Raw genomic sequence first — 24,781 nt, 5'->3', positions numbered from 1 at the left:
TCTTGTGTTTCAAGCCTACCGGATTGGATCGATCGAATGACTGACACCCGTAACGGCGAGGACAACGGCAAATTGCTCTACTGCTCTTTCTGCGGCAAAAGCCAGCATGAAGTGCGTAAATTGATTGCCGGCCCCTCGGTATTTATCTGCGACGAGTGCGTCGACCTGTGCAATGACATCATCCGTGAGGAGGTGCAGGAAGCCCAGGCCGAGAGCAACGCGCACAAGTTACCCTCGCCGAAAGAAATCAGCGGCATCCTGGACCAGTACGTCATTGGTCAGGAGCGCGCGAAAAAGGTCCTGGCAGTAGCGGTGTACAACCACTACAAGCGCCTGAACCAGCGTGACAAGAAAGGCGACGAAGTCGAACTGGGCAAAAGCAACATCCTGCTGATCGGGCCGACTGGCTCGGGCAAGACGCTGCTCGCCGAGACGCTCGCGCGCCTGTTGAACGTGCCGTTCACCATTGCCGACGCCACCACCCTGACCGAAGCCGGTTATGTCGGTGAGGACGTCGAGAACATCATTCAGAAGTTGCTGCAGAAGTGCGACTACGATGTGGAAAAGGCCCAGATGGGCATCGTCTACATCGACGAGATCGACAAGATCTCGCGCAAGTCGGACAACCCGTCCATCACCCGTGACGTCTCGGGCGAGGGCGTGCAGCAGGCGCTGCTGAAACTGATCGAAGGCACCGTGGCCTCCGTGCCGCCGCAAGGGGGGCGCAAGCACCCGCAACAGGAGTTCCTGCAGGTCGATACCCGCAATATCCTGTTCATCTGCGGTGGCGCCTTCTCGGGCCTGGAAAAGGTCATCCAGAACCGCTCGACCAAAGGCGGCATCGGCTTCAGTGCCGAAGTGCGCAGCAAGGAAGAGGGCAAGAAGGTCGGCGAGTCGCTGCGTGAGGTCGAGCCGGACGATCTGGTCAAGTTCGGCCTGATTCCGGAGTTCGTCGGCCGCCTGCCGGTGCTGGCGACCCTGGACGAGCTGGACGAGGCTGCGCTGATGCAGATCCTCACCGAGCCGAAGAACGCGCTGACCAAGCAGTACGCCAGGCTGTTCGAGATGGAAGACGTCGACCTCGAGTTCCGCAGCGATGCACTCAAGGCCGTGGCGCGCAAGGCCCTGGAGCGCAAGACCGGCGCCCGTGGCCTGCGTTCGATCCTCGAGGGCGTGCTGCTCGACACCATGTACGAGATTCCTTCGCAGAAGGATGTCAGCAAGGTGGTGATCGACGAAAGCGTCATCGAAGGCTCGTCGCAGCCGCTGCTCATCTACGAGAACAGCGAGCCGCAAGCCAAGGCCGCTCCCGACGCCTGATCGGGCAAGGGGCAGCACGCACGAAGGGGCCTTTTTGGCCCCTTTTTGCATTTCATGGCCTGGGCGCTTGTATTTTGCCAGGCCTGCCCCCACATTAGCCCCAAGCACCATTTCCAACGGTTTCCGGCCACCACGGCCGCTGTAGAGGCGAAATCATGAAGACCACCCTCGACTTGCCTCTTTTGCCATTGCGCGACGTCGTCGTCTATCCGCACATGGTCATCCCACTGTTCGTGGGGCGTGAGAAGTCCATCGAAGCCCTTGAGGCGGCGATGACGGGCGAGAAGCAGATCCTCCTGCTGGCCCAGAAGAATCCGGCCGACGATGATCCGGGCGAAGATGCCCTGTATCGCGTCGGTACCGTCGCCACTGTGCTGCAACTGCTCAAGCTGCCCGATGGCACCGTCAAGGTGCTGGTCGAGGGTGAGCAGCGTGGCGCCGTGGAGCGTTTCAACGAAGTCGACGGCCATATCCGCGCCGAAGTCAGCCTGATCGACGAAGCCGAGACCGCCGAGCGCGAGTCCGAAGTGTTCGTGCGGACCTTGCTGTCGCAGTTCGAGCAGTACGTGCAGCTGGGCAAGAAGGTCCCGGCCGAAGTGCTGTCCTCGCTCAACAGCATCGAGGAACCGGGCCGCCTGGTCGACACCATGGCCGCGCACATGGCGCTGAAGATCGAGCAGAAGCAGGAGATCCTCGAGATCGTCGACCTGCAGGCCCGCGTCGAGCACGTGCTGGCGCTGCTGGACGCCGAGATCGACCTGCTGCAGGTCGAGAAGCGCATCCGTGGCCGGGTCAAGAAGCAGATGGAGCGCAGCCAGCGCGAGTACTACCTGAATGAGCAGATGAAGGCCATTCAGAAGGAGCTCGGCGATGGCGACGAAGGCCACAACGAAGTCGAGGAGCTGAAAAAGCGCATCGATGCCGCCGGCCTGCCGAAAGATGCCCTGGCCAAGGCCCAGGCCGAGCTGAACAAGCTCAAGCAGATGTCGCCGATGTCGGCCGAGGCCACCGTGGTGCGCTCGTACCTCGACTGGCTGGTGCAGGTGCCGTGGAAGGCCCAGAGCAAGGTGCGCCTGGACCTGGCCAAGGCCGAGGAAATCCTCGATGCCGACCACTACGGCCTGGAAGAGGTCAAGGAACGTATCCTCGAGTACCTCGCCGTACAGAAGCGCGTGAAGAAGATCCGTGGCCCGGTGCTGTGCCTGGTCGGTCCGCCCGGTGTGGGCAAGACCTCGCTGGCCGAATCGATCGCCGCCGCCACCAACCGCAAGTTCGTGCGCATGGCCCTGGGCGGCGTGCGTGACGAGGCCGAGATCCGTGGCCACCGCCGTACCTACATCGGTTCGATGCCCGGTCGTCTGATTCAGAAAATGACCAAGGTCGGTGTACGCAATCCGCTGTTCCTGCTCGACGAGATCGACAAGATGGGCAGCGACATGCGCGGCGATCCGGCCTCGGCGTTGCTGGAGGTGCTCGACCCCGAGCAGAACCACAACTTCAACGACCACTACCTGGAAGTCGACTACGACCTCTCGGACGTGATGTTCCTGTGCACCTCGAACTCGATGAACATCCCGCCGGCGCTGCTCGACCGCATGGAAGTCATCCGCCTGCCGGGTTACACCGAGGACGAGAAGATCAACATCGCGGTCAAGTACCTGGTGCCCAAGCAGGTCAAGGCCAACGGCCTGAAGAAGGACGAGCTGGAGGTCGAGGTCTCGGCCATCCGCGACATCATCCGCTACTACACCCGCGAAGCCGGGGTGCGTGGCCTGGAGCGCCAGATCGCCAAGGTCTGCCGCAAGGTGGTCAAGGAGCACACCGGGGCCAAGCAGGTGAAGGTCAAGGTCAGCGGCGAGCAGCTCGAGCAACTGCTGGGCGTGCGCAAGTTCCGCTACGGCCTGGCCGAGCAGCAGGACCAGATCGGCCAGGTAACGGGCCTGGCCTGGACCCAGGTGGGCGGCGAGCTGCTGACCATCGAGGCCGTGGTGATCCCGGGCAAGGGCCAGCTGATCAAGACCGGCTCGCTCGGCGACGTCATGGTCGAGTCGATCACCGCCGCGCAGACGGTGGTGCGCAGCCGTGCCCAGAGCCTGGGGATCGCTGCAGACTTCCACGAGAAACGCGACGTTCACATCCATATGCCCGAAGGCGCCACGCCCAAGGACGGCCCGAGCGCCGGTATCGGCATGTGCACCGCGCTGGTGTCGGCCCTGACCCAGATCCCGGTACGCGCCGACGTGGCGATGACCGGTGAGATCACCCTGCGCGGCCAGGTCCTGGCCATCGGTGGCCTCAAGGAAAAACTGCTGGCGGCACACCGGGGCGGGATCAAGACGGTGATCATTCCCGAGGAGAATGTTCGCGATCTGAAGGAGATTCCGGAAAATATCAAACAGGATCTTCAGATCAAACCGGTCAAATGGATTGACGAAGTCCTCCAAATTGCGCTGCAATACGCCCCGGAGCCCTTGCCAGATGTGGCTCCGGAGATTGTCGCGAAAGATGAGAAGCGCGACGGCGATGCTAAGGAAAGAATCAGCACGCACTAGTACGTATTTCGCTGGGGGGCTTTGGTTGACAGCATTTTCGGCCCCTTGCTATAAAACGGCACGCCAGTGTCAACAGGCCACCCAGCGCTCGTTTCATTAAGCTTTTCATTACATACTTAGAAACAAACTCAATAGAGAAATAAGGGGACTTAGAGTGAACAAGTCGGAACTGATTGACGCTATCGCCGCATCTGCTGACATCCCGAAAGCTGTAGCCGGCCGTGCGCTGGACGCAGTCATCGAATCCGTCACCGGCGCCCTGAAGCAAGGTGACGATGTGGTACTGGTTGGTTTCGGTACCTTCTCGGTCAAGGAGCGCGCCGAGCGCACCGGCCGCAACCCGCAAACCGGCAAGGCGATCAAGATCGCTGCCGCCAAGGTTCCAGGTTTCAAGGCTGGCAAGGGCCTGAAAGACGCCGTCAACTAAGTCGTCTTTCAGCCGGCCCGGGCATCGTCAGGGCCGACCGCGTGACGGCGGGTCGCAAACGTTCCCGCTGGCACGCTCGCTTCGAAAAGGCGCATCCACTGGATGCGCCTTTCTTCTATCAGGATTCTACCCACGCTCCGCGGTTGTCGACGCAGTGGTACAGCCGTTTCTGGGGGACGCATGCTGCAGAATATCAGGGACAATTCACAAGGTTGGATTGCCAAGACCATCATCGGCCTTATCGTCGTGTTGATGGCGTTGACCGGCTTCGAGGCCATTTTCCAGGCCGCCAGCCATAGCCAGGACGCCGCCAAGGTGAACGGCCAGACCATCAGCCAGAACGAGCTGAGCCAGGCCGTGGACATGCAGCGCCGCCAGCTGATGCAACAGCTGGGCAAGGATTTCGACCCTGCGCTGCTGGACGAGAAGATGCTGCGCGAAGCCGCGCTCAAGGGGCTGATCGATCGCAAGCTGCTGTTGCAGGGTGCCGAAGATGCCAAGTTCGCTTTTTCCGAGGCCGCGCTGGATCAGCTGATCCTGCAGACGCCTGAATTCCAGGTCGATGGCAAGTTCAGCGCCGAGCGCTTCGACTCGGTCATCCGCCAGATGGGCTACGGCCGCATGCAGTTCCGCGAGATGCTCGCCCAGGAAATGCTGATCGGCCAGCTGCGCACCGGCCTTGCCGGCAGCAGCTTCGTCACCGACAAGCAGGTCGAGGCCTTCGCCCGCCTCGAGAAGCAGACCCGTGATTTCGCTTCGCAGACCTTCAAGGCCGACCCGGCCGCGGTCAAGGTGAGCGATGACGAAGTCAAGGCGCACTATGACCAGCACGCCAAGGAATTCATGACCCCGGACCAGGTGGTCATCGATTACCTCGAGCTGAAGAAGTCGGCCTTCTTCGACCAGGTCAAGGTCGACGACGGCGAGCTCAAGGCCCTGTACGAGAAGGAGATCGCCAACCTGGGCGAGCAGCGCCATGCCGCGCACATCCTGATCGAGGTCAACGACAAGACCGACGATGCCAAGGCCAAGGCCCGTATCGAAGAGATCCAGCAGCGCCTGGACAAGGGTGAGGACTTCGCCAAGCTGGCCAAGGAATTCTCCCAGGACCCGGGTTCGGCCAATACTGGCGGCGACCTCGGCTTCGCCGGCCCTGGCGTGTATGACCCGGCCTTCGAGGACGCGCTGTACAAGCTGAACAAGGACCAGGTGTCCGCACCGGTGCGCACCGAGTTCGGCTACCACCTGATCAAGCTGCTGGGCGTGCAGGCGCCGGACGTGCCGAGCTTCGCCAGCCTGAAGGACAAGCTGACCCACGAGCTGAAGACCCAGCAGGTGGAGCAGCGCTTCGTCGAGGCCACCAAGCAGCTCGAGGACACCGCCTTCGAAGCCTCGGACCTGGCCCAGCCGGCCCAGGACCTGGGTCTGAAGGTGCACACCTCGGCGGCCTTCGGTCGTGAGGGTGGCGAAGGCATCACCGCCAACCGTGCAGTGATACAGGCCGCGTTCGGCGAGCAGGTGCTGGAAGAAGGCGCCAACAGCAACGCCATCGAGCTGGATCCGGAGACCGTTGTGGTGCTGCGCGTCAAGGAGCACCGCAAGCCTGAGCAACTGCCGCTGGAGGCCGTGGCCAAGAACATCAGCGAGCACCTGGCCAAGGAGAAGGCGATTGCCGAACTCAAGGCCAAGGCTGACAAGCTGATCGCCGGCCTGCGCGAGGGTTCGGCCAAGGCCGAGGGCCAGGGCTGGAAAGTCCACGAAGCGGTCACCCGCGGCCAGGACGGTATCGACCCGGCCGAGCTGCAGGCGGTGTTCCGCCTCGGCAAGCCTGCGGCCAAGGACAAGCCGGTCTACGGCAGCGTGGTCCTGGCCGACGGCAGCCTGGTGGTCCTGCAGCTCAAGGGCGTCAACGAAGGCGCCGCCGCCACCGACGAAGAGAAGGCGCAGATCCGTCGCTACCTCGCTTCGCGTGCCGGCTCGCAGGACTTCGCGGCCTATCGCAAGCTGCTTGAAGGCAGTGCCGACATCACGCGCTACTGAGTGGCGCGCTGATCACGAAACAGGCCGCGTATGCGGCCTGTTTTGTTTCCGATGATCTGAACGCTCTGCTGCCTCAACTCTCTTTCTCTGTAGGAGCGGCCTTGTGCCGCGAATGGGCCGCAAGGCGGCCCCAGGATTTCAGCGTTGACGCTGCAATTGCCGGGACTGCTGCGCAGCCCTCTCGCGGCACAAGGCCGCTCCTACAGGGCGCGCGCATAGCTACCGCCGAACCCCTTCATGATTGTCCAGCGTATCCCGCGCAACCTCCCGCCCCAGGGCGATCAGCTCCGGCGCCTTGTAGAACTCGAAGAACCGGCACACGCGCTTGGGCACGTTGATCAGCACGTCCGGCGGGTAGCCGGCGATCTTGTATTGCGCCAGTGACGTCTGCATCACCTCGAAGCTCTGGTTGATCAGGTCGAGCAGGGAGGCGGGCCCGACGTTGTCGACGATGAAGGATCCGGTAGCCGATTTCGGCGCCCCCTCGCTCTGCGGCGCGGCCGCCGGCTGTTGGCCCTCGGGGGCGGCGCTTTCAGCGAGCCACGGGTTGGGGCTGGCCAGCCCCTCGGCGGTGATTTCCTGCTCCAGGCGGATCAATTGCTCGGCCGGCTTGCGGCGAAACGGCAGGCGCGAGCCGAGCGAACTGATCAAGGCATCGAAGCGCATCTTGAACGCCGCCGGGCGTTCGATCACCGGCAGTTGGTATTGTTTCTGGTTGGTGGCGTTGAGGTTGACGGCGATGATCAGGTCGCAGTGGCTGGACACCACCGGCACGATCGGCAGCGGGTTGAGGATGCCGCCATCGACCAGCGTGCGGTTGCCTTGCACCACCGGGGTGAACAGGCTGGGAATGGCTGCCGAGGCGCGCATGGCCTGGTGCAGACAGCCCTCCTGGAACCAGATCTCCTGCTGGTTGGTGAGGTCGGTGGCGACCGCCGTGTAGGGGATGCGCAACTGCTCGATGTTGATCTCGCCAACGATCTTGCGGATCTGCCCGAACACCTTGTCGCCGCGAATCGCCCCCAGGCGGAAGCTGACGTCCACCAGGCGCAGCACGTCGAGGTAGTCCAGGCTCTCGATCCAGCTGCGGTATTCGTCGAGTTTGCCGGCAGCGTAGATGCCGCCGATCACCGCGCCCATCGAGCAGCCGGCGATGCAGCCGATCTCGTAGCCGCGCCGTTCGATCTCCTCGATCACGCCGATGTGCGCGTACCCCCGGGCACCACCGGAGCCCAGCACCAATGCCACGCGTTTGCCCATGACCTTTTCCCCCGCAGCTGTGCCACCATGGTCCAACAATGCACCCATTACCACCTGTGCTTCAATGTAGTCCGCGCTGGACTACGCTGAGCAGGGCACTTTTCGTTTGCTTTGCCGTCGAACGGCCACCTTAGTTTTTCACCCTCGAGGTATTACCGATGAAAGCCTGGATCACCCTTCCTCTGATTGCCCTGGCCCTGGCCGGCTGCGCGGGCAAGACGGCCTATCGCGACAGTTGCGCGACCCAGCTCGATGCCGCCTGGAAGGAACTGGACCTGGCCAAGGCCGAAGGCTTTGCCGGCACCGTGAGTTACTCCAAGGCGCTGTCGCTGTTGACCGGCGCCAAGACCCAGCAGCAGTTCGAGGGTTTCGAGGGCTGCACCCGCAAGGCCGAGAAGGCCCGTTTCTACATTCGTGAATCCCGCGCCGGGCGTTGACCGAGGAGCTGCCCATGTCCGCCATGCTCGATCATGTGGTCGGCCAGATCCTGACGCTGCAGGTGCGCCTGCTGGCCTGCCGCGAACGCCTGGCCGCCGACACCGACCGTGAGGCGTTGCACGACCTGCGCATCACCTTGCGGCGTCTGCGCAGCCTGCTGCGGCCGTTGCGTGGCCTGCCGGGCGTCGAGCAGCTCGAGCAGGCGGCCGGGGCGCTGGGCACGCTGACCACGCCGCTGCGTGACCGCGAGGTGCTGGCGGCGCAGCTGATCGGCCGTGGGCACGTGCAGGCAGGCGAACGTCGCCAGGAGGGCAGGGCGCGCACCTATGCCGGTGTCGCGGCCAGCGCCCAGCTCAACCGCGTGCTGGCGATTCTCGATGCGTTCCCGATGTTCCTGCGTGCCGCCGGCCGTGAGGGGTTGGCGGCGAAGCTGGGACTGCGCATCGACAAGCGCCTGCACAAGCAATGGCACAAGCTGCAGGCGGCCCTGGCGGACCCTGCCCACGACCGCCACCGCCTGCGCCTGCTGATCAAGCGGGTGCGCTATGGCGACCAGGCCTACCCACAGCTCGAACACGCCGGCAACAAGCTGCAGCGCCTGCTCAAGGCGGCCCAGGGCGACCTGGGCGACTGGCACGACCGCATGCAGTGGTTGCTGCAGGTGCGCGAGCACAGCGACCTGCTCGGCTGCAAGGTGGCCTGGGAGCATGAGCTGCATGCCGCCGAGGCGCGTTCCGACCTCACCCTCGAAGCACTGCAAAAGGCTCTGGCGCGCCGTTAGTCCCGGCAAATGACCGATATGCGGGCTGTGGCTGGCGTGATCGCTGGTTACTATCGGTTCTTTTCCCGCAGGAGCCCTGGCACATGAACTTCACAGAATTGCTGACAGCCGCCCGCGCGCACCCCGAGGCCATCAGCGTGCCCGCCGGCTGGGCCCAGGGGCGCGCGGTATTCGGCGGCCTGATGGCAGCGATGGTGCACGAAGCGATGCGCCAGAAGCTGGGCGACGACCGACCGGTGCGTTCGCTGGCCATTACCTTCGTCGGCCCGGCGGCGCCGGATCTGCCGATCAGCCTGGAGGTCGAGGTGCTGCGCGAGGGCAAGGCGGTCAGCACCTTGCTCGGACGCGCCGTGCAGGATGGCCAGGTAGTGACCCTGGTGCAGGGCAGCTTCGGTGCCGGCCGCCCTTCGGTGGTGGCGGTCGACGCGCCCGCCGCGATGCCGATGAAGCCGTTGCAGGAGGCGGCGCCGGAGTTGCCCTTCATCAAGGGCATCACACCGCAGTTCATGCAGCACGTGGCGTTTCGCTGGGCGGTGGGCGGCCTGCCGTTCAGTGGCAACGACTCACGCCATATGGGTGGTTGGGTACGCCTGCGCGATGTCGCCGAGGAGCCGGTCGGGGTGGCGCACCTGCTGGCATTGGTCGATGCCTGGCCGCCCAGCCTGCTACCGTATCTCAAGCAGCCCGCCGCGGGCAGCACGCTGACCTGGACCATCGAGTTCGTGCAGCCCACGCCGCAGCTGTCGACCCTCGACTGGTGCCGCTATGTGGTCGAGACCGAGTATGCCCGTGATGGCTATGGGCATGCGGCCGCAGCGTTGTGGACGGCAGAGGGTGAGCTCCTGGCGTTGAGCCGGCAGACGGTGACCGTGTTCGCCTGAACCATCTCATCAAGTCAATCGCGGGGCAAGCCCGCTCCCACGCCGGGTGATGTTTTCAGTCAGTGGCGGTGCTTGTGGCGCTCGCGCCAGGCCCGCCACCAGGCGCCGCTCAGCACGAAGCGCGGGAAGGTGATGAACTGCTCGGTGAGCAGGCGCTGCACGGCGTCCTTGCGGTCGGTGAACGGCTCGGGTTGCTCGGCTTCCAGGCGGTGCCCCTGGCGTTGCAGGCCCAGCCCGGCCGCCAGGGCGATGATGCCCACGGCGATCTGCGACAGGTCCAGCGCGAACAGCCCCGACAGTACCAGCAGCGCGCCGAGGATGAACAGCGGCACGGCGATCAGGTGCAGCACCAGGTTGGCGGGGTGGCGATGGTTGTGGTGATAGCCGCGCCATTGCCAGGCGGGCAGGTTGGGCAGTCGTTTGCTCATGGACAGATCCTCTGGGGCCTGACCAAAGCTTAGTGCGGCCCCCGGGCGGGGGCCAATCGAGGCTGGCTATGGTGGCCATAGCCGGCGAAGGTCACAGCTTGAGCTGGCCGATCGCCTTGTTCAGCTCACCGGCGAGGGTTGCCAGCTCGCTGCTGGTGGTGGCCGAGCCCACCGTCTGCTGCACGGTTTCCTCGGTCACGTCGCGGATACTGACCACGGCGCGGTTCATCTCCTCGGCCACCTGGCTCTGCTGCTCGGCAGCCACGGCGATCTGGGTGTTGCTTTCGCGCATCTGCGCCACGGCGCTGGTGATCTCGGCCAGGGCTTCGCCGGCTTCGCGGGCCTGCTTGACGCAATCGTCGGCCTTGTACGAGCTTTCCTGCATGAAATCCACCGCATCGCGGGTACCGGCCTGCAGGTCGGCGACCATGGTGGTGATCTCGTCGGTGGAGGTCTGCACGCGCTTGGCCAGGTTGCGCACCTCGTCGGCGACAACGGCGAAACCGCGGCCCAGGTCACCGGCGCGGGCCGCCTCGATGGCGGCGTTGAGGGCGAGCAGGTTGGTCTGTTCGGCGATGCTGTGGATGACCCCGACCACGCCGTTGATCTTCTGGCTGTCGTCGGCCAGCTGGCGGATCATCTCGGCGGTCTGCTGCACGCCGCTGGACAGCCCGGCAATCGAGTCCTGCACCCGGCTGACCACGGCTTGGCCGCTGCCGGCCAGGGTGTCGGCGGTCTGCGACAGGTCGCGGGTGGCGCCGGCATGCTGGGCGATGTGGTGGACGGTGGCGGTCATCTCGTTGATGGCGGTGGCTGCCTGGTCGGTCTCGCTCTGCTGGCCGATCATGCCGTGGCGCACCTCGTCCATGCTGCCGGCCAGGCGCGCAGCGCCAGAGTCCAGCTGCGCGGCGGTGCGCGCCACGGTGCTGACCACGCGGTGGTAGGTGGTCTGCATGGCGTTGAACGCGCCGGCCATCTGCCCGACTTCGTCGCCGCAGGCCAGTGGCACCCGGGCCGAGAGGTCGCCGGTCTTCTCCACGTGCAGCATCACGTCCTTGAGGGTGTTGAGCTGGCTGAGCAGGAAACGGATCAACAGCTGCGAGGCGCAGAGCATCGCCAGCATCAGAATCAGCACGCACACGGCGTAGTTGCTGAAGCGGTCGAAATAGACCTGGCGCAGGCTCGGCGACTGGGCGATCAGCGCGAGCTGCTGGTCGCCCCGGCGCAGTACCTGGGCGCCGCGCAGCGGGTTGTCGCCGAGGATCCAGGCACCGGGCAGCTCGACCCAGCCCTGGCCGTCGCGCAGGGCTTCGAGGGGTTCGCCGGCGAACTGTGGCGTTTGCCCATTGCGCCAGGTGATCAGGTTGGCCTGGGCGGGCAGGGCCTGCCCGGCGGGCCAGGCCGCCAGCAGTTCGGCCTGGGCCTGGACTTTTGCCTGGGCGCCGGTGGCGCGGGCCTGCTGCTCCAGGTACACCGCGTAGAGCACCAGCATCAGGGTGGTGACGAAGGCCACGGCATTGACGGCCCAGAACTTGTATTTGAGGGAAACGTTGCTAAGCCAGGCACCCATGGCAGGTCTTCTCTGAGTTGGCGGAAACATTATTGGCAAGGTGCCATCATTGTGCCCGCCAAGGCCAGGGGCCTTGTTGATATGCGTCAAGAAACCTCAGGCAGGCCAAAGAACGCGCGGGCGCAGGCGCTGGTGTGGGCGGCGGTGTGCGCTGCGGTTTCATGGCGATGCAGGGCCACTTCGCGCAGCACCTCGGGCAGGAAGGCCGGCTCGTTGCGACCGTTCTTCGGCTTGGGCCGCAGGCTGCGGGGCAGCAGGTAGGGCGCGTCGCTTTCGAGCATCAGGCGGCCCTCGGGGATGTTGCCGACCAGGGGATGCAGGTGGGTGCCGCGGCGCTCGTCGCAGATCCAGCCAGTGATGCCGATGTGCAGGTCGAGGTCGAGGTAGGCGAACAGTGCCTGGCGCTCGCCGGTGAAGCAGTGCACAACGGCGGCGGGCAACTGGTCGCGGTAGTCCTTGAGGATTGCCAGCAGGCGCTCGCTGGCCTCGCGCTCGTGGAGGAACACTGGCAGGCGCAGCTCGACCGCCAGCGCCAGCTGCGCTTCCAGGGCCTTTTCCTGGGCTGGGCGCGGGGAAAAGTCGCGATTGAAGTCCAGGCCGCATTCGCCCACGGCCACCACCCGTGGCTGGGCGAGCAGTTCGCGCAGCTGGCGCTCGCTGCCGCTGTTCCAGTGGCTGGCGTCGTGGGGGTGCACACCGGCGGTGCTGAACAGGCGCTGACCGGGCTCGTCCAGGCGCTGGCACAGTTCCAGGGCTTCGGCGCTGACGTCCAGGCTGGTGCCGGTAAGGACCATCTGCGCCACGCCGGCTTCCACGGCGCGCTCGACGATGGCGGCCTGCTGGTCGTGGAAACTGCTGTTGGTCAGGTTGACGCCGATATCGATCAGTTGCATGGTGCTACCTCGTGCCGCGGGGCGGCCAGCATAGCAAAAACCGGGATATCGAGAAAAAACCAAGAACTTCAAACGTTTGCCGTGGTCTGTTGCGGTCATTTATCACGGATCGATCACAGCACATGGTGCCCGCCAACCGCTCTCGGACCCTTTTCCCCATGTTGCGAACCTTTTTGACTGGCCTGTTGCTGTCCGGGCTGCTGGCCGGCGGGCCTGCCGCTGCCGCTGATGCCGGGCCGCAGCAACATGTACCGACCAGCCAGGCGCGCGACCTGGCGCAGATCCGTTCGAGCAAGGTGCTGCGGGTGCTGGTCAACCAGAGCCGCAACAGCTCCGGCGAGGTCAAGGGCGAGCCGGTGGGCGTCGAGTACTACCGCTTGCGCGCCCTGGAGCACGCCCTCAATGCCCGGGTCGCCGACGGCCAGGAAATCACCCTGAAGATCATCCCCCGCGCCAAGGAGCAGCTGCTCGCGGCCTTGCAGCGCGGCGAGGGCGATCTCGCCGCCCCCGGCGAGCTGCTCGACCCGAGCGTGGTGCGCGGAGTCGGCGTCAGTGCCCCGGTGGTCGACCAGGTGCCGCTGCAACTGGTCGGGCGCAAGGGCGAACGCGGCTACAGCCGCCCCGAGCAGCTGTCCGGGCGCACCGTCGCGCTGACCACCGCCAGTGCCGCGGGCGCGGCGATCCAGGCGATCAACCAGCAGTTGGCCTTGCGCAAGCGGGCGCCGATCAAGGTGGAATGGGTCGACCCGACGCTGGCGGTGGAGGATGTGCTGGAGATGGTCCAGGCCGGCATCTACCCGCTGACCGTGGTGGAGCGACCGATCGCCCAGCGCTGGGCGCGGGTGATGCCGCGCCTGCGGGTGGACAGCAAGCTGCAGCTGGCCCCGCCCCAGGCCATGCGCTGGTATGTGCGCCAGGACGCGCCGATGCTGCAGGCGGCGGTGGATCGCTTTCTCGCCACCTACCGCGCGCCCGACAATCAGGACGCGGCCTTCGAGCGCATCTATCGGCGCCAGTACCGGGTGCACAACCCGCTGGCTCGACAGGATCGCCAGCGCCTGGAGTCGGTGCGCCCGGTGCTGCAGAAGCACGGTGGCGACCAACAGTTCGACTGGCTCAACCTGGCCGCCCTGGCGTTCAAGGAGTCGACCCTCGATCCCAAGGCGCGTGGTACCGGTGGCGCCCACGGGCTGATGCAGATCACCCCGTCGGCGGCCCAGCGGGTGGGGGTGAGCAACACCACCACGGTGGACGGCAATGTCCAGGCCAGCGCCCGCTACCTGGCGCTGATCCGCCGCAAGTTCTTCGCCAGCCCGCAGCTCAACGAGCGTGAGCGCATGGCCTTCATCCTGGCCGCCTACAACCTCGGCCCGGAGCGGGTCCAGGCCATGCGTGCCGAGGCCCGGCGACGGGGTCTCAATGGCAACCAGTGGTTCTTCCAGACCGAGCGCATCGCGATGGAGCAGGTGGGCATGGGGCCGGTGAACTTCGTCAACAGCGTCAACAAGTACTTCCTCGCGTTCAACCGCGAGCGGGCTTCCCTGGAGCGTGTGGCGAAGCGCTAAACAAATCGAATTACTCGATAGAATTTACGCGATTATTGCGATTTTCTTATTCGATGATTTGATTAAGATGGCGCTCATCCAACACACACCTGCTCAAACAAGGAAGCAAACATGAATCACTCCCTCAAAGCCCTGTTCACCACCCGCGCCGGTTATGGCCTGAGCGTCGTGCGTATCCTGGTCGGCATCATCTTCATGGCCCATGGCGCACAGAAACTGTTTGGCCTGTTCGGCGGCTACGGCCTGGAAGGCACCGGCCAGTGGATGGAAAGCATCGGCCTGGCCCCGGGCTACCTGATGGCCCTGCTGTCCGGCAGCGCCGAGTTCTTCGGCGGTCTGGCCCTGGTGGTCGGCCTGCTGGCCCGCCCGGCGGCGCTGGCGTTGAGCGTGACCCTGGTGGTGGCGATCTTCTCGGTGCATATCGGCAACGGGCTGTTCATGTCCAACAACGGTTACGAGTTCGCCCTGGCGCTGATGGCCGGTACCGTGGCGGTGCTGATCGAGGGCGCGGGTCGCCTGTCGCTGGACCGCCTGATCGCACGCTGATTATCGATTGCGGGCCCAGCCCGCTCCCACGAAACGTGTGGGAGCGGGCTGGGCCCGCGATTGCGTTTGCACAAGCGCTTGTAACTTCCTGCGTCAGCCTCTAGCATACCGATTGCGCCGATTTAAACAGCTACTTGCGGGGCGCAGGAGAGGCCCCGACGGGTCATCCGAAATACCGCTAAAGCGCTGGTTCGGTGACGCCTCCCACCGCTGCCCAGCGGGAACAGCGAGGCGGAGAGAGACTCCATGAGTTGCCCACGTACCAGTGTCTGCTTGACCCCCCTGGCCAAGAACCAGGCTTCCCGTACCCCGCGCATCCTGCTCGGCGGCCAGCATCAACCCACGCTTTTGCGCAATCTCGACGGCTTTTCCCGGCGCAAGGGCCAGGCCTGTGCCTTCCTCATCCAGTTCTCCGACAGCTGTGAACAGCTCGACCAGTACGGCAATGATCGCTTCGACTTGGCCGTGATCCAGGCGCCCGCGGCAGAAGAGGCTGCCGAGGTCATCGGCCAGCTCACCCGCATCGCTCGCCAGGGCCTGATCACCCGCCGTTGAGGGCGTGTCGCGTCCAGTCGTTTTTCGTTAAGCTCGGTCTCCCGGTGGGCGCATGACGCTCGCCGTGGATGCACTGAGGAGACAGTCGTTGAGCACCAACATCATCACCGTAGAAGGCCATGCCGCGCTGAAGCAGGAGCTTGATCACCTGTGGCGGGTCTATCGCCCGGAAATCACCCAGAAGGTCACCTGGGCGGCCTCGCTGGGCGATCGCAGCGAGAACGCCGACTACCAGTACAACAAGAAGCTGCTGCGCGAGATCGACCGCCGCGTGCGCTACCTGCGCAAGCGTCTGGAAGACGTCAAGGTGGTCGAGTACTCGCCCCAGCAGGAAGGCAAGGTGTTCTTCGGTGCCTGGGTGGAGATCGAGAACGATGACGGCGAGCAGCTGCGCTTTCGCATCGTCGGCTATGACGAGATCCACGGGCGCAACGACTACATCTCCATCGACTCGCCCATGGCCCGGGCCCTGCTCAAGAAGGGGGAGGGCGACGAAGTGCTGGTGCACACGCCCACGGGCGAGGCGACCTGGTATGTGAACAGCATCCGCTACAACCTCTAGCTGGCGATTCCTGTAGGAGCGGCCTTGCGCCGCGAAAGGGCCGCGCAGCGGCCCCAGCAATCGTTGCCTTGGTGCTGATATCCCGGGGCTGCTTCGCAGCCCTTTCGCGGCGCGAGGCCGCTCCTACAGGAGAAAGCGTAAGCCTCCGATCACTGCGCAAGGCTTCATTTTCAACCCTCGCGCAACACCGCCAGCGGGCTGGCATTGAGCGCGCGACGCGTGCCGACCACTCCGGCCCCGCCCACCAGTACCGCCCCGGCCAGCGGCAGCGCCAGCAGCCACGGGTGCGGTGCCCAGTGCAGGTCGAAAGCATAGCGGTACAGCGCCCAGGTGATCAGCTCGCACCCCAGCGCCGCCAGCACGCCGCTGGCCGCGCCGAGCAGGCCGAACTCGATGCGCCGCGCCTTGACCAGCAACGGGCGCGCCGCCCCCAGCGCCCGCAGCAGGGCGCCCTGGCGGATGCGCTCGTCGAGGGTCGCCTGCAGGCCGGCAAACAGCACCGCCAGCCCCGCCGCCAGTACGAACAGCAGCACGTACTCCACCGCCAGGGTGACCTGGGCGAGGATGCTGCGCAGCTGCGCCAGCAACGCGTCGACCTGCAGCACGGTCACCGCCGGGAAGGCCCGGGACAGCGCGACGATCTCCTGGTCGTGGCCCGGCGCCAGGTAGAAGCTGGTCAGGTAGGTGGTGGGCAGGCCTTGCAGGGTGCCTGGCTGGAAGATCATGTAGAAGTTGGGCTGGAAGCTGTCCCAGTGCACGCTGCGCAGGCTGCTGACCCGCGCCTGGCGCTGCTGGCCGCCGATGTCGAAGGTCAGCAGGTCGCCCAGTTGCAGGTGCAGGCTCTGCGCGAGCTCCGCCTCCACGGAAACTCCGGGGACTTCATCGTCGGCGGGCGTTTGTTGCCACCATTGGCCGGCGCTCAGGGCGTTGCCCTGGGGCAGCTCGGCGGCCCAGGTCAGACTGAGGTCACGCTGGATGGCGCGCTCGCCGGTGGACTCCTTGCTGACCAGCTGGCGTACCGGCTGCTCGTTGATATGGGTCAGGCGGCCGGGGATCACCGGGTACAGCGGCGCGGCGCTGGCGTTGATCTGGGCCAGGCGCTCGGCGAACGGCTGGCGCTCGTCGGGCAGGATGTTCAGGGCGAAATGGTTGGGCGCGTCCTTGGGCAACTGCGCCTGCCAGGTGTCGAGCAGTTCCGCGCGCAGCAAGGCGACCAGGCCCATCGCCAGGAGGATCAGGCCGAAGGCCAGGGCCTGGCCGGCGGCGGCCAGCGGGTGGCGCAGCAATTGCCCAAGGCCCAGGCGCCAGGCCAGCGGCGCGCCGGCCAGCAAGCGGCGCAGGCTGCGCAGGCCGAGCAACAGCAAGCCACCCAGCAGCAAGGCGGCGATCAGCCCGCCGCCGAGCAGGGCGAAGGTCAGCAGCAGGTCCAGGCTCAGGCGCCACATGATCAGACCCAGGGCAAGCAGGGCGGCGCCGTACACCAGCCAGCTGCTTGGTGGCAGCGGCAGCAGGTCGCGGCGCAGCACGCGCAGCGGCGGCACCCGACCCAGGGCCGCCAGCGGCGGTAGGGCGAAGCCGGCCAGGGCCACCAGCCCGGTGCCGATGCCGGCCAGCGCCGGGGTAAGGCCGCCGGGTGGCACCTGGCTGGGCAGCAGGCCCTCGAGCAGGCGGAACAGCCCCAGCTGCGCCAGCCAGCCGAGCAGGGCGCCGGCCAGCGCGGCGGCGACGCCGAGCATGGCCAGTTGCAGGCTGTAGAGGCCGAGGGCCTGGTGGCGGGACAATCCCAGGCAGCGCAACAGGGCGCTGGCGTCCAGGCGCCGCGCGGCATAGCGGCTGGCCGACAGGGCCACGGCGACGCCGGCCAGCAGCACTGCCACCAGGCTGGCCATGTTCAGGTAGCGTTCGGCCTTGCCCAGGGCGCCGCCGATCTGCCGGTTGCCGTCGCGGGTGTCGAGCAGGCGCTGGTTGGCGGCCAGGCTTTTTTCCGCCGTCTGCCGGTACTGTTGCAGGGCATCGATATCGCCGCGCCACAGGTCGCGGTAGCTGACCCGGCTGCCGGGCTGGATCACCCCGGTGGCGTCGAGGTCGGCGAGGTTCATCAGCACCCTTGGGGTCAGGCTGTAGAAATTGTTGGCGCGGTCGGGCTCGTAGGTCAGCACGCGGCTCATGCGCAGCGTCTTCATGCCCACGTCGATGCTGTCGCCGATGGCCAGGCCCAGCGCCGCGAGCAGGCGCGACTCGACCCAGGCTTCGCCCGGTGCCGGGCCGCCGCCGGGCGCTTCCTCGGCGTAGGGCGCTGCCGCGCTGCGCAACTGGCCACGCAGGGGATAGGCGGGGTCGGCAGCCTTGATGCTGGACAGTTGGATGCCGCTGTCGCCGCCGACCACGCTGGTGAACTCCACCACCCGCGCATGGCTCAGGCCCAGCGCCGTGCCATCGGCGATCTGCTGCGCGCTGGGCGGGGCGCTGCCCTGCAGGACCAGGTCGGCGCCGAGGAACTCGCTGGCGCGCAACTGCATGGCGCCATTGAGGCGGGCGCCGAAGTAGCCGATGGCGGTACTGGCCGCCACCGCCACCAGCAGCGCGAAGAACAGCACGCGCACTTCGCTGGCGCGAGCATCGCGCAGTAACTGGCGCAGGGCCAGGACACACAGTCGCGGGAACGATAGGCGGGTCATCAGGGCTCCAGGGGCGCCACCAGGCGACCGGCATCCAGGCGGATCAGGCGGCGGCAGCGCTTGGCCAGGCGCTCGTCGTGGGTCACCAGCACCAGGGTGGTGCCGCGCTCCTGGTTCAGTTCGAACAACAGGTCGCTGATGCGCTCGCCGGTGTGGCTGTCGAGGTTGCCGGTGGGCTCGTCGGCGAACAGCACCGCCGGCTGCGCGGCGAAGGCGCGGGCGATCGCCACCCGCTGCTGCTCGCCGCCGGAGAGCTGGCGCGGGGTGTGGCTCAGGCGCTTGCCCAGACCGACCCGCTCGAGCAGGTCGCGGGCGTGTTCGCGGGCATCGCGCCGACCGTCGAGTTCCAGCGGCAGCATGACGTTCTCCAGCGCGTTGAGGCTGTCGAGCAACTGGAACGACTGGAACACGAAGCCCACGTGCTCGGCGCGCACCCGGGCGCGCTGGTCCTCGTCGAGCGGGCCGAGGTCGTGGCCGGCGAGGATCACCTTGCCGGCGCTGGGTCGGTCGAGCCCGGCAAGCAGGCCCAGCAGCGTGGACTTGCCGGAGCCGGAGGCACCGACGATGGCCAGGCTGTCGCCCTGGGCGAGGTCGAGGGAGAGGGCGTGGAGGATGGTCAGGTCGCCTTCCGCGCTGGGGACCACTTTGCTAAGGTTCTGCGCAACGAGAATGCTGGGGCCCATGGAGAATCCGATGCGAATGTGGTGGTTGAGTGCCGGCCTGGCCCTGTGTTGCCTGGCCCAGGGCGCGGCGGCGGGAACGCTGTTGGTTGTCGGCGATAGTATCAGCGCCGGTTTTGGCCTGGATACCCGCCAGGGGTGGGTCAGCCTGCTGCAACAGCAGCTGAAGCAGGAGGGTTTCGACGATCATGTGGTCAATGCCTCGATCAGCGGCGATACCAGCGCAGGTGGCCAGGCGCGGCTGCCGGCGCTGCTTGCGGCGCACAAGCCGGACCTGGTGGTGCTGGAGCTGGGAGGCAACGACGGCCTGCGCGGACAGCCGCCGCAACAATTGCAACAGAATCTTGCCGCGATGATCGATCAGTCCCGCCAGGCTGGCGCCAAGGTAGTGCTGCTGGGCATGCGCCTGCCACCGAACTATGGCGTGCGCTACACCACGGCGTTCGCCCAGGTCTATGAACAGCTGGCCACCGATAAAAAGGTGCCGCTGGTGCCGTTCTTCCTCGAAGGCGTGGGCGGGGTGCCGGAGTTGATGCAGGCCGATGGCATCCACCCGGCGGCGGCTGCCCAGCAGCGCCTGCTGGAAAATGCCTGGCCGACGATAAAACCCTTGCTGTGACGCTTTTATCGGGGGCCGCTTTCGGCTAATGTTGCGCCCCCCGTTTCGAGTGCCCCCGATGCCGCGCCCCGCCTGGTCCCTGTACGCCTACCAACTGATCGAGCCCGATGAGCAGCTCGACCTGTTTGCCTGCCAGGAAGTGCGCATCCACCTGGCCGCCCGCCAGCTCGAGCTGGGCGTGCCGGTCGACCGTACCTTGTGCGGCGGCCTGCTGCCGGCGCAGCCGCGCTGGTCGGGGGTGGAGCGGGCGATCTACCGCGACGAGCGCCTGTGCCCGCTGTGCCGGGCGATCCTCGATGCCCAGCGGCGCGGCATGCGTCCGGTGTGGCCGGAACTCTGAACGCCTTTCATCATCTGAAACGCATGCGCCTCCCGCTCTTTATAGGCGCGGGTGTACAATCGTTGTCTTGACTGATCTTTCGAAGGATTTCCCGGATGTTGCCGCGCTTTCCCGCCGTCACCCGTAGCCTGACCCTGGCCGCCATGCTGGCGACAGGCCCCGCTGTTGCGCTGGAACTGCCGTTGCCACCTCCCGGTGAAGACGTCGTCGGCCAGGTCCACACCATCAAGGCCAAGTACGAAGACACCTTCGCCGATATCGGCACCGCCAACGACCTCGGCTACCTCGAGATGATCGCCGCCAACCCGGGCGTCGACCCCTGGCTGCCGGGCGCCGGCACCGAGATCGTCCTGCCGACCCGCTACATCCTGCCGCCGGGCCCGCGTGAAGGCATCGTCATCAACCTGGCCGAGTACCGCCTGTACTACTACCCGAAAGGGCAGAACGTGGTGCACACCTTCCCGCTGGGAATCGGCCGCGAGGGTTGGGGTTCGCCGATCGCCAACACCAAGATCACCGCCAAGACCCCGAACCCGACCTGGACCCCGCCAGCCTCGATCCGCGCCGAGCATGCCGCCGATGGCGACATCCTGCCGGCCGTGGTGCCGGCCGGGCCGGATAACCCGCTGGGGCCATTCAAGTTCACCCTGGGTGTGCCGGGTTACCTGATCCACGGCTCGAACAAGAAGTTCGGCATCGGCATGCGCACCAGCCACGGCTGCTTCCGCATGCTCAACAATAACGTGCTGACCTTGTCGAAGATGGTTCCGGTGGGCACTCCGGTGCGCATCATCAACGAGCCGTACAAGTTCGGTATCAGCGCCGGCAAGGTCTACCTTGAAGCGCACACGCCGCTGGACGACCACGGCAACCCGTCGGTGGTCGACAAGCACACCGCGGTCATCAACGCCCTGCTCAAGCGTGAAGACCTGGCCAACAACTTGCGCATGAACTGGGACATGGTTCGCGATGTGGTGGCGGCCGAGGACGGCATGCCGGTCGAGATCGCGGTGCCAACCAATGGCGCAAGCGCGCCGATGGTATCGAGCATTCCGCCAGAACTGCAGTAAGCGATTGCCCGCTGGCAACTAGCGGGGCACTTTGGGGCCGCTTTCCGGCCCATCGCGGGACAAGCCCGCTCCTACAGGTACGGCGAACGCCATGCCTTTAGGCGTAGGCTTGTCCCGGGGTGGGTCGCCAGGCGGCCCCAGTTGTTTGGGTGGCACCGTCCGGCTTTTGCTCCAGGCAATAAAAAAGCCGACCCACAAGTGGGTCGGCTCCATAACAATCCGTGAGGATTATTATTTGCGGCTGGCTTTGTCCAGCATACGCAGAGCGCGCTCGTTGGCTTCGTCAGCGGTCTGCTGAGCCTTCTGAGCAGCTGCCAGAGCGTCGTCAGCTTTGCGGTAGGCTTCGTCTGCACGAGCCTGGGCGCGAGCTGCTGCGTCTTCGGTAGCAGTCAGGCGAGCTTCGGTTTCTTTGGATACGCTGCTGCAACCGGTAGCCAGAACTGCGGCCAGAGCCAGAGCAGAGAATTTCAGAACGTTGTTCATCGTGTTCCCCTTCAAGGACTTTCTATTAAATAGCCATCTCTCGGAAAAGAGAAACTGGCCGGCGTACATAGTACCCATTACTTGTAGTAAGTAAACTGACTGAGCGCAAGAACTGCAAAAAAAATGCTGCGCAGGCCTCCGGTGACGGGGTTTGTAAACAAACTGTGAAAATCCTGGCCAGCGTTCGCAAGCGATTGTAGTACAGGAACTTTTTGTTGAACTAAGGGTGACTTTAACTGTCGGCGGGCGTCATAGCCCAAGAACATCCGGTTGCTGTTGCCGGGCCTTGGGCGGGAGGCTGTCAGCATTTTCATTCTGCGCAGCTTGAGCATTCTCGCCGGCGGCGCCTACTATTTGAGGGTGCCATCGACGCAGAACGATCCCAGTCGCGCTGCTGTCCAAGGGGCAACAGGTGGCGTAGAGGTTCCTCCGCCGGATAAACCACATCGGTAAGGTAAGGGTCTGCCGACAAGACCTGCGAGGAGTAGTGATGAGCGAAACGCTGACCATCCACCATGACCAGGCCGGTCATCAGTTCGAGACCACCGTGGACGGTCACCGGGCCTATCTGACGTACATGGACCTGGGCAAGCAGACGCTGGACATCTATCGCACCTTCGTGCCCAACGCCTTGCGTGGTCGCGGAATCGCCGCGGCGCTCACCGAGCAGGCCCTGGCCTATGCCGAGCAGATGGGCTACACCGTGATTCCGTCGTGCTCCTACGTCGAGCGCTACATGGAGCGCCAGCAGCGCCATTCAAGCAAGGTCTAAGCTACCCACACATGAAAACGCCGGGCATTGCCCGGCGTTTTCGTTTGCGCAAGAAGTCAGCCGCGCTGACGCTTGGGCAGCACGTCCTTGAGCTTGGCGTGCATGCTGCGCAGGGTCTTCTCGGTGGCCGCCCAGTCGATGCAGGCATCGGTGACCGACACGCCGTACTGCAGCTCGTCGAGGTTCTTCGGAATGGCCTGGCAGCCCCAGTTCAGGTGGCTCTCGACCATCAGGCCGATGATCGACTGGTTGCCTTCGAGTATCTGGTTGGCGACGTTCTCCATGACCAGCGGCTGCAGGGCTGGGTCCTTGTTGGAGTTGGCGTGGCTGCAGTCGACCATGATGTTGGGCTTGATCTTGGCCTTGGCCAGGTCCTGCTCGCACAGGGCGACGCTGACCGAGTCGTAGTTGGGCTTGCCGTTGCCGCCACGCAGCACCACGTGGCCGTAGGCGTTGCCCTTGGTGGTGACGATGGACACGCCGCCTTCCTGGTTGATGCCCAGGAAACGGTGCGGCTTGGACACCGACTGCAGGGCGTTGATGGCCACGGTCAGGCCGCCATCGGTGCCGTTCTTGAAGCCGACCGCCGAGGACAGGCCCGAAGCCATTTCACGGTGGGTCTGGGATTCGGTGGTGCGGGCGCCGATGGCCGACCAGCTGATCAGGTCCTGCAGGTATTGCGGGGAGATCGGGTCGAGCGCTTCGGTGGCGGTGGGCAGGCCCTTCTCGGCCAGGTCCAGCAGCAGTTGGCGACCGATGTGCAGGCCGTCCTGGATCTTGAACGAGTCGTCCAGGTACGGGTCGTTGATCAGGCCTTTCCAGCCGACGGTGGTCCGCGGCTTCTCGAAGTACACACGCATGACCAGGTACAGGGTGTCGGAGACTTCCTCGGCCAGCACCTTCAGGCGCTCGGCATACTCGTGGGCGGCCTTGATGTCGTGGATCGAGCAGGGGCCGACCACCACGAACAGGCGATGGTCCTTGCCGTCGAGGATGTTGCGCACCACTTCGCGGCCGGCAGTCACGGTCTGCAGGGCCTTGGCGCTGAGGGGAATTTCCTTCTTGAGCTGATCGGGGGTGATCAAGGTCTCGTTGGAGGCAACGTTAAGGTCATCGATCGGTAAATCAGCCATCGTGTTACTCGTCAGGTCACGGGTGCCGGCCGCCAACGTTCCCCGTGCGGCCCAGCAGCAGATTATTCGCAGCGGGGAGGCCGAACCTTAGCGCGTTAGCGGGGGCGCGACAATGGGCTGGGGCCCGTCGATACGGGGTTTTTGCCCATCGGCTGGCAAATGCGGGCAGGTACGCAGGTATAGTGGCTGTCCAACAACAATGACTCTCGACCAGGAGCACGGCATGGCGTCCCTCGACCCTCGCATTGGCAATCCCCGCATCGGCATTATCGGCAGCGGCGCAATCGGTGGCTTCTACGGCCTGATGCTGGCTCGCGCCGGCTTCGACGTGCACTTTCTGCTGCGCAGCGAGTACCAGATTGTGCATGAGCAGGGGCTGCGTCTCGACAGCACGGTACACGGCCAGGTGCACATGCCGGTGCAGGCGTACGCCCGTGCCGCCGACATGCCGCCCTGCGACTGGCTGCTGGTAGGCGCCAAGGCCACCAGCAACGCGGAGCTGGCGCCCCTGATCGTGCAGGCAGCGGCGCCCGACGCCCGGGTGGTGTTGCTGCAGAACGGCCTTGGGGTCGAGGAGCAGTTGCGCCCGGCCTTGCGCCCGGACCTGCACCTGCTCGGCGGCCTGTGCTTCATCTGCGTCAACCGCGAGGGCCCAGGCGAAATCCGCCACCAGTCGCTGGGCGCGGTGAACCTGGGCTATCACAGTGGCCCGGCGAAGGATGGCGGGGCCGCCGTGGTGGAGGAGGGTGCCGGGCTGTTCCGGGCCGCGAACATCGACTCCCAGGCCATGGCCGACCTCGACCAGGCGCGCTGGCAGAAGCTGGTGTGGAACGTGCCCTACAACGGCCTTTCGGTGTTGCTGCAGGCCAGCACCACGCCCTTGATGGGCGATGCCGACAGCCGCACGCTGATCCAGGCGCTGATGGCCGAAGTGGTGACGGGCGCCAAGGCCTGTGGCCGCGAGCTGCCGGCGGGCTACGCCGAGCACCTGTTCCGCATCACCGAGAAGATGCCGGACTACTGGCCGAGCATGTACCACGACCATGTCCAGCAGCGGCCGCTTGAGCTGCAGGCGATCTATGCCGAGCCCCTGGCCCGGGCCCGTGCGGCCGGTTGCGCGTTGCCGCGCATGGAGGCGTTGTACCAGGCCCTGGCGTTCATCGACCGGCGCAGTCGGCAGGCCTGAAG

At 65.5% G+C, this 24,781-nt stretch carries 24 protein-coding genes; 16 read left to right on the top strand and 8 right to left on the bottom strand.

From position 1 onward, the window contains the following. Positions 1-36 precede the first annotated feature (36 nt). The 4 genes from clpX to VUG52_RS18100 all read left to right on the top strand — a co-directional run bounded on the left by clpX (position 37) and on the right by VUG52_RS18100 (position 6,339). Positions 37-1,320, top strand: coding sequence for an ATP-dependent Clp protease ATP-binding subunit ClpX (gene clpX / locus VUG52_RS18115; RefSeq protein ID WP_050705049.1), 1,284 nt, complete (start codon positions 37-39; stop codon positions 1,318-1,320). Between the two features lie 155 nt (positions 1,321-1,475). Beyond that, positions 1,476-3,872 carry an endopeptidase La gene (lon, locus tag VUG52_RS18110; RefSeq protein ID WP_050705050.1) on the top strand — a complete coding sequence of 799 codons (2,397 nt, stop codon included), beginning with the start codon at positions 1,476-1,478 and terminating at the stop codon, positions 3,870-3,872. 154 nt (positions 3,873-4,026) lie between these two features. Beyond that, entirely contained in the window at positions 4,027-4,299 is a 273-nt protein-coding gene (gene hupB, locus VUG52_RS18105) for a nucleoid-associated protein HU-beta (protein WP_011533117.1), read from the top strand. 180 nt (positions 4,300-4,479) lie between these two features. Continuing rightward, complete coding sequence (locus VUG52_RS18100) at positions 4,480-6,339, top strand: SurA N-terminal domain-containing protein (protein ID WP_050705051.1); 1,860 nt, start codon at positions 4,480-4,482, stop codon at positions 6,337-6,339. A 219-nt stretch (positions 6,340-6,558) separates the two neighbouring features. Here VUG52_RS18100 and VUG52_RS18095 read toward each other — a convergent pair whose 3' ends face one another. Then, positions 6,559-7,599 (bottom strand): patatin-like phospholipase family protein, encoded by a 1,041-nt coding sequence (locus VUG52_RS18095; RefSeq protein ID WP_050705052.1) that lies wholly within the window; start codon positions 7,597-7,599, stop codon positions 6,559-6,561. Between the two features lie 158 nt (positions 7,600-7,757). Here VUG52_RS18095 and VUG52_RS18090 point away from each other — a divergent pair, with 158 nt between their 5' ends. The 3 genes from VUG52_RS18090 (at position 7,758) to VUG52_RS18080 (ending at position 9,699) form a co-directional block, all read left to right on the top strand. Continuing rightward, positions 7,758-8,036 (top strand): hypothetical protein, encoded by a 279-nt coding sequence (locus VUG52_RS18090; protein WP_046854892.1) that lies wholly within the window; start codon positions 7,758-7,760, stop codon positions 8,034-8,036. Between the two features lie 14 nt (positions 8,037-8,050). Then, complete coding sequence (locus VUG52_RS18085) at positions 8,051-8,818, top strand: CHAD domain-containing protein (protein WP_050705053.1); 768 nt, start codon at positions 8,051-8,053, stop codon at positions 8,816-8,818. Between the two features lie 83 nt (positions 8,819-8,901). Beyond that, the gene (locus VUG52_RS18080) at positions 8,902-9,699 is read left to right on the top strand and encodes an acyl-CoA thioesterase (RefSeq protein WP_050705054.1); all 798 of its coding nucleotides are present in this window, start codon (positions 8,902-8,904) and stop codon (positions 9,697-9,699) included. Positions 9,700-9,758: 59 nt separating this feature from the next. Here VUG52_RS18080 and VUG52_RS18075 read toward each other — a convergent pair whose 3' ends face one another. The 3 genes from VUG52_RS18075 to VUG52_RS18065 all read right to left on the bottom strand — a co-directional run bounded on the left by VUG52_RS18075 (position 9,759) and on the right by VUG52_RS18065 (position 12,590). Beyond that, the gene (locus VUG52_RS18075) at positions 9,759-10,127 is read right to left on the bottom strand and encodes an Mpo1-like protein (RefSeq protein ID WP_050705055.1); all 369 of its coding nucleotides are present in this window, start codon (positions 10,125-10,127) and stop codon (positions 9,759-9,761) included. Between the two features lie 91 nt (positions 10,128-10,218). Continuing rightward, entirely contained in the window at positions 10,219-11,697 is a 1,479-nt protein-coding gene (locus VUG52_RS18070) for a methyl-accepting chemotaxis protein (RefSeq protein WP_050705056.1), read from the bottom strand. Between the two features lie 86 nt (positions 11,698-11,783). Further along, the gene (locus tag VUG52_RS18065) at positions 11,784-12,590 is read right to left on the bottom strand and encodes a TatD family hydrolase (protein ID WP_050705057.1); all 807 of its coding nucleotides are present in this window, start codon (positions 12,588-12,590) and stop codon (positions 11,784-11,786) included. A 158-nt stretch (positions 12,591-12,748) separates the two neighbouring features. Between VUG52_RS18065 and VUG52_RS18060 the strand changes: the two genes are divergently transcribed. From VUG52_RS18060 to greB, 4 genes are all read left to right on the top strand, one after another. After that, positions 12,749-14,155, top strand: coding sequence for a transglycosylase SLT domain-containing protein (locus VUG52_RS18060; protein WP_050705058.1), 1,407 nt, complete (start codon positions 12,749-12,751; stop codon positions 14,153-14,155). Positions 14,156-14,266: 111 nt separating this feature from the next. Next, complete coding sequence (locus VUG52_RS18055) at positions 14,267-14,701, top strand: DoxX family protein (protein ID WP_050705059.1); 435 nt, start codon at positions 14,267-14,269, stop codon at positions 14,699-14,701. A 246-nt stretch (positions 14,702-14,947) separates the two neighbouring features. After that, positions 14,948-15,256: a hypothetical protein gene (locus tag VUG52_RS18050; RefSeq protein ID WP_050705060.1), complete on the top strand. Its 309-nt coding sequence runs from the start codon at positions 14,948-14,950 to the stop codon at positions 15,254-15,256. A gap of 88 nt (positions 15,257-15,344) precedes the next feature. Continuing rightward, positions 15,345-15,818 carry a transcription elongation factor GreB gene (gene greB, locus VUG52_RS18045; protein ID WP_050705061.1) on the top strand — a complete coding sequence of 158 codons (474 nt, stop codon included), beginning with the start codon at positions 15,345-15,347 and terminating at the stop codon, positions 15,816-15,818. A 170-nt stretch (positions 15,819-15,988) separates the two neighbouring features. Here greB and VUG52_RS18040 read toward each other — a convergent pair whose 3' ends face one another. Both VUG52_RS18040 and VUG52_RS18035 read right to left on the bottom strand, forming a co-directional pair. Beyond that, a complete protein-coding gene (locus VUG52_RS18040; RefSeq protein ID WP_331831841.1) occupies positions 15,989-18,496 on the bottom strand; it encodes an ABC transporter permease in 2,508 nt (835 codons plus the stop codon). After that, positions 18,496-19,179 carry an ABC transporter ATP-binding protein gene (locus VUG52_RS18035; RefSeq protein WP_050705063.1) on the bottom strand — a complete coding sequence of 228 codons (684 nt, stop codon included), beginning with the start codon at positions 19,177-19,179 and terminating at the stop codon, positions 18,496-18,498. The genes VUG52_RS18040 and VUG52_RS18035 overlap by 1 nt, the downstream gene beginning before the upstream one ends. A 10-nt stretch (positions 19,180-19,189) precedes the next feature. On the opposite strand from VUG52_RS18035, the gene VUG52_RS18030 reads away from it, so the two are divergent. The 3 genes from VUG52_RS18030 (at position 19,190) to VUG52_RS18020 (ending at position 21,205) form a co-directional block, all read left to right on the top strand. Next, complete coding sequence (locus VUG52_RS18030) at positions 19,190-19,795, top strand: arylesterase (RefSeq protein ID WP_262950465.1); 606 nt, start codon at positions 19,190-19,192, stop codon at positions 19,793-19,795. A 58-nt stretch (positions 19,796-19,853) separates the two neighbouring features. Further along, the gene (locus VUG52_RS18025) at positions 19,854-20,135 is read left to right on the top strand and encodes a hypothetical protein (protein ID WP_028692618.1); all 282 of its coding nucleotides are present in this window, start codon (positions 19,854-19,856) and stop codon (positions 20,133-20,135) included. 95 nt (positions 20,136-20,230) lie between these two features. Then, positions 20,231-21,205: a L,D-transpeptidase family protein gene (locus tag VUG52_RS18020; RefSeq protein WP_050705065.1), complete on the top strand. Its 975-nt coding sequence runs from the start codon at positions 20,231-20,233 to the stop codon at positions 21,203-21,205. 231 nt (positions 21,206-21,436) lie between these two features. Here VUG52_RS18020 and oprI read toward each other — a convergent pair whose 3' ends face one another. After that, positions 21,437-21,688: an outer membrane lipoprotei OprI gene (oprI, locus tag VUG52_RS18015; RefSeq protein WP_003259780.1), complete on the bottom strand. Its 252-nt coding sequence runs from the start codon at positions 21,686-21,688 to the stop codon at positions 21,437-21,439. A gap of 490 nt (positions 21,689-22,178) precedes the next feature. Here oprI and VUG52_RS18010 point away from each other — a divergent pair, with 490 nt between their 5' ends. Further along, positions 22,179-22,460, top strand: a complete 282-nt coding sequence (locus VUG52_RS18010; protein WP_028692616.1) for a GNAT family N-acetyltransferase — start codon at positions 22,179-22,181, stop codon at positions 22,458-22,460. 56 nt (positions 22,461-22,516) lie between these two features. Here VUG52_RS18010 and VUG52_RS18005 read toward each other — a convergent pair whose 3' ends face one another. After that, entirely contained in the window at positions 22,517-23,593 is a 1,077-nt protein-coding gene (locus VUG52_RS18005) for a 3-deoxy-7-phosphoheptulonate synthase (protein ID WP_011533136.1), read from the bottom strand. 223 nt (positions 23,594-23,816) lie between these two features. Here VUG52_RS18005 and VUG52_RS18000 point away from each other — a divergent pair, with 223 nt between their 5' ends. Next, positions 23,817-24,779: a putative 2-dehydropantoate 2-reductase gene (locus tag VUG52_RS18000; RefSeq protein WP_331831840.1), complete on the top strand. Its 963-nt coding sequence runs from the start codon at positions 23,817-23,819 to the stop codon at positions 24,777-24,779. Positions 24,780-24,781 lie beyond the last annotated feature (2 nt).

This window comes from Pseudomonas sp. LH21 (genome assembly GCF_036549575.1).
Classification (GTDB): domain Bacteria; phylum Pseudomonadota; class Gammaproteobacteria; order Pseudomonadales; family Pseudomonadaceae; genus Aquipseudomonas; species Aquipseudomonas peradeniyensis.
This window is presented reverse-complemented; position numbering and strand designations above follow the sequence as displayed.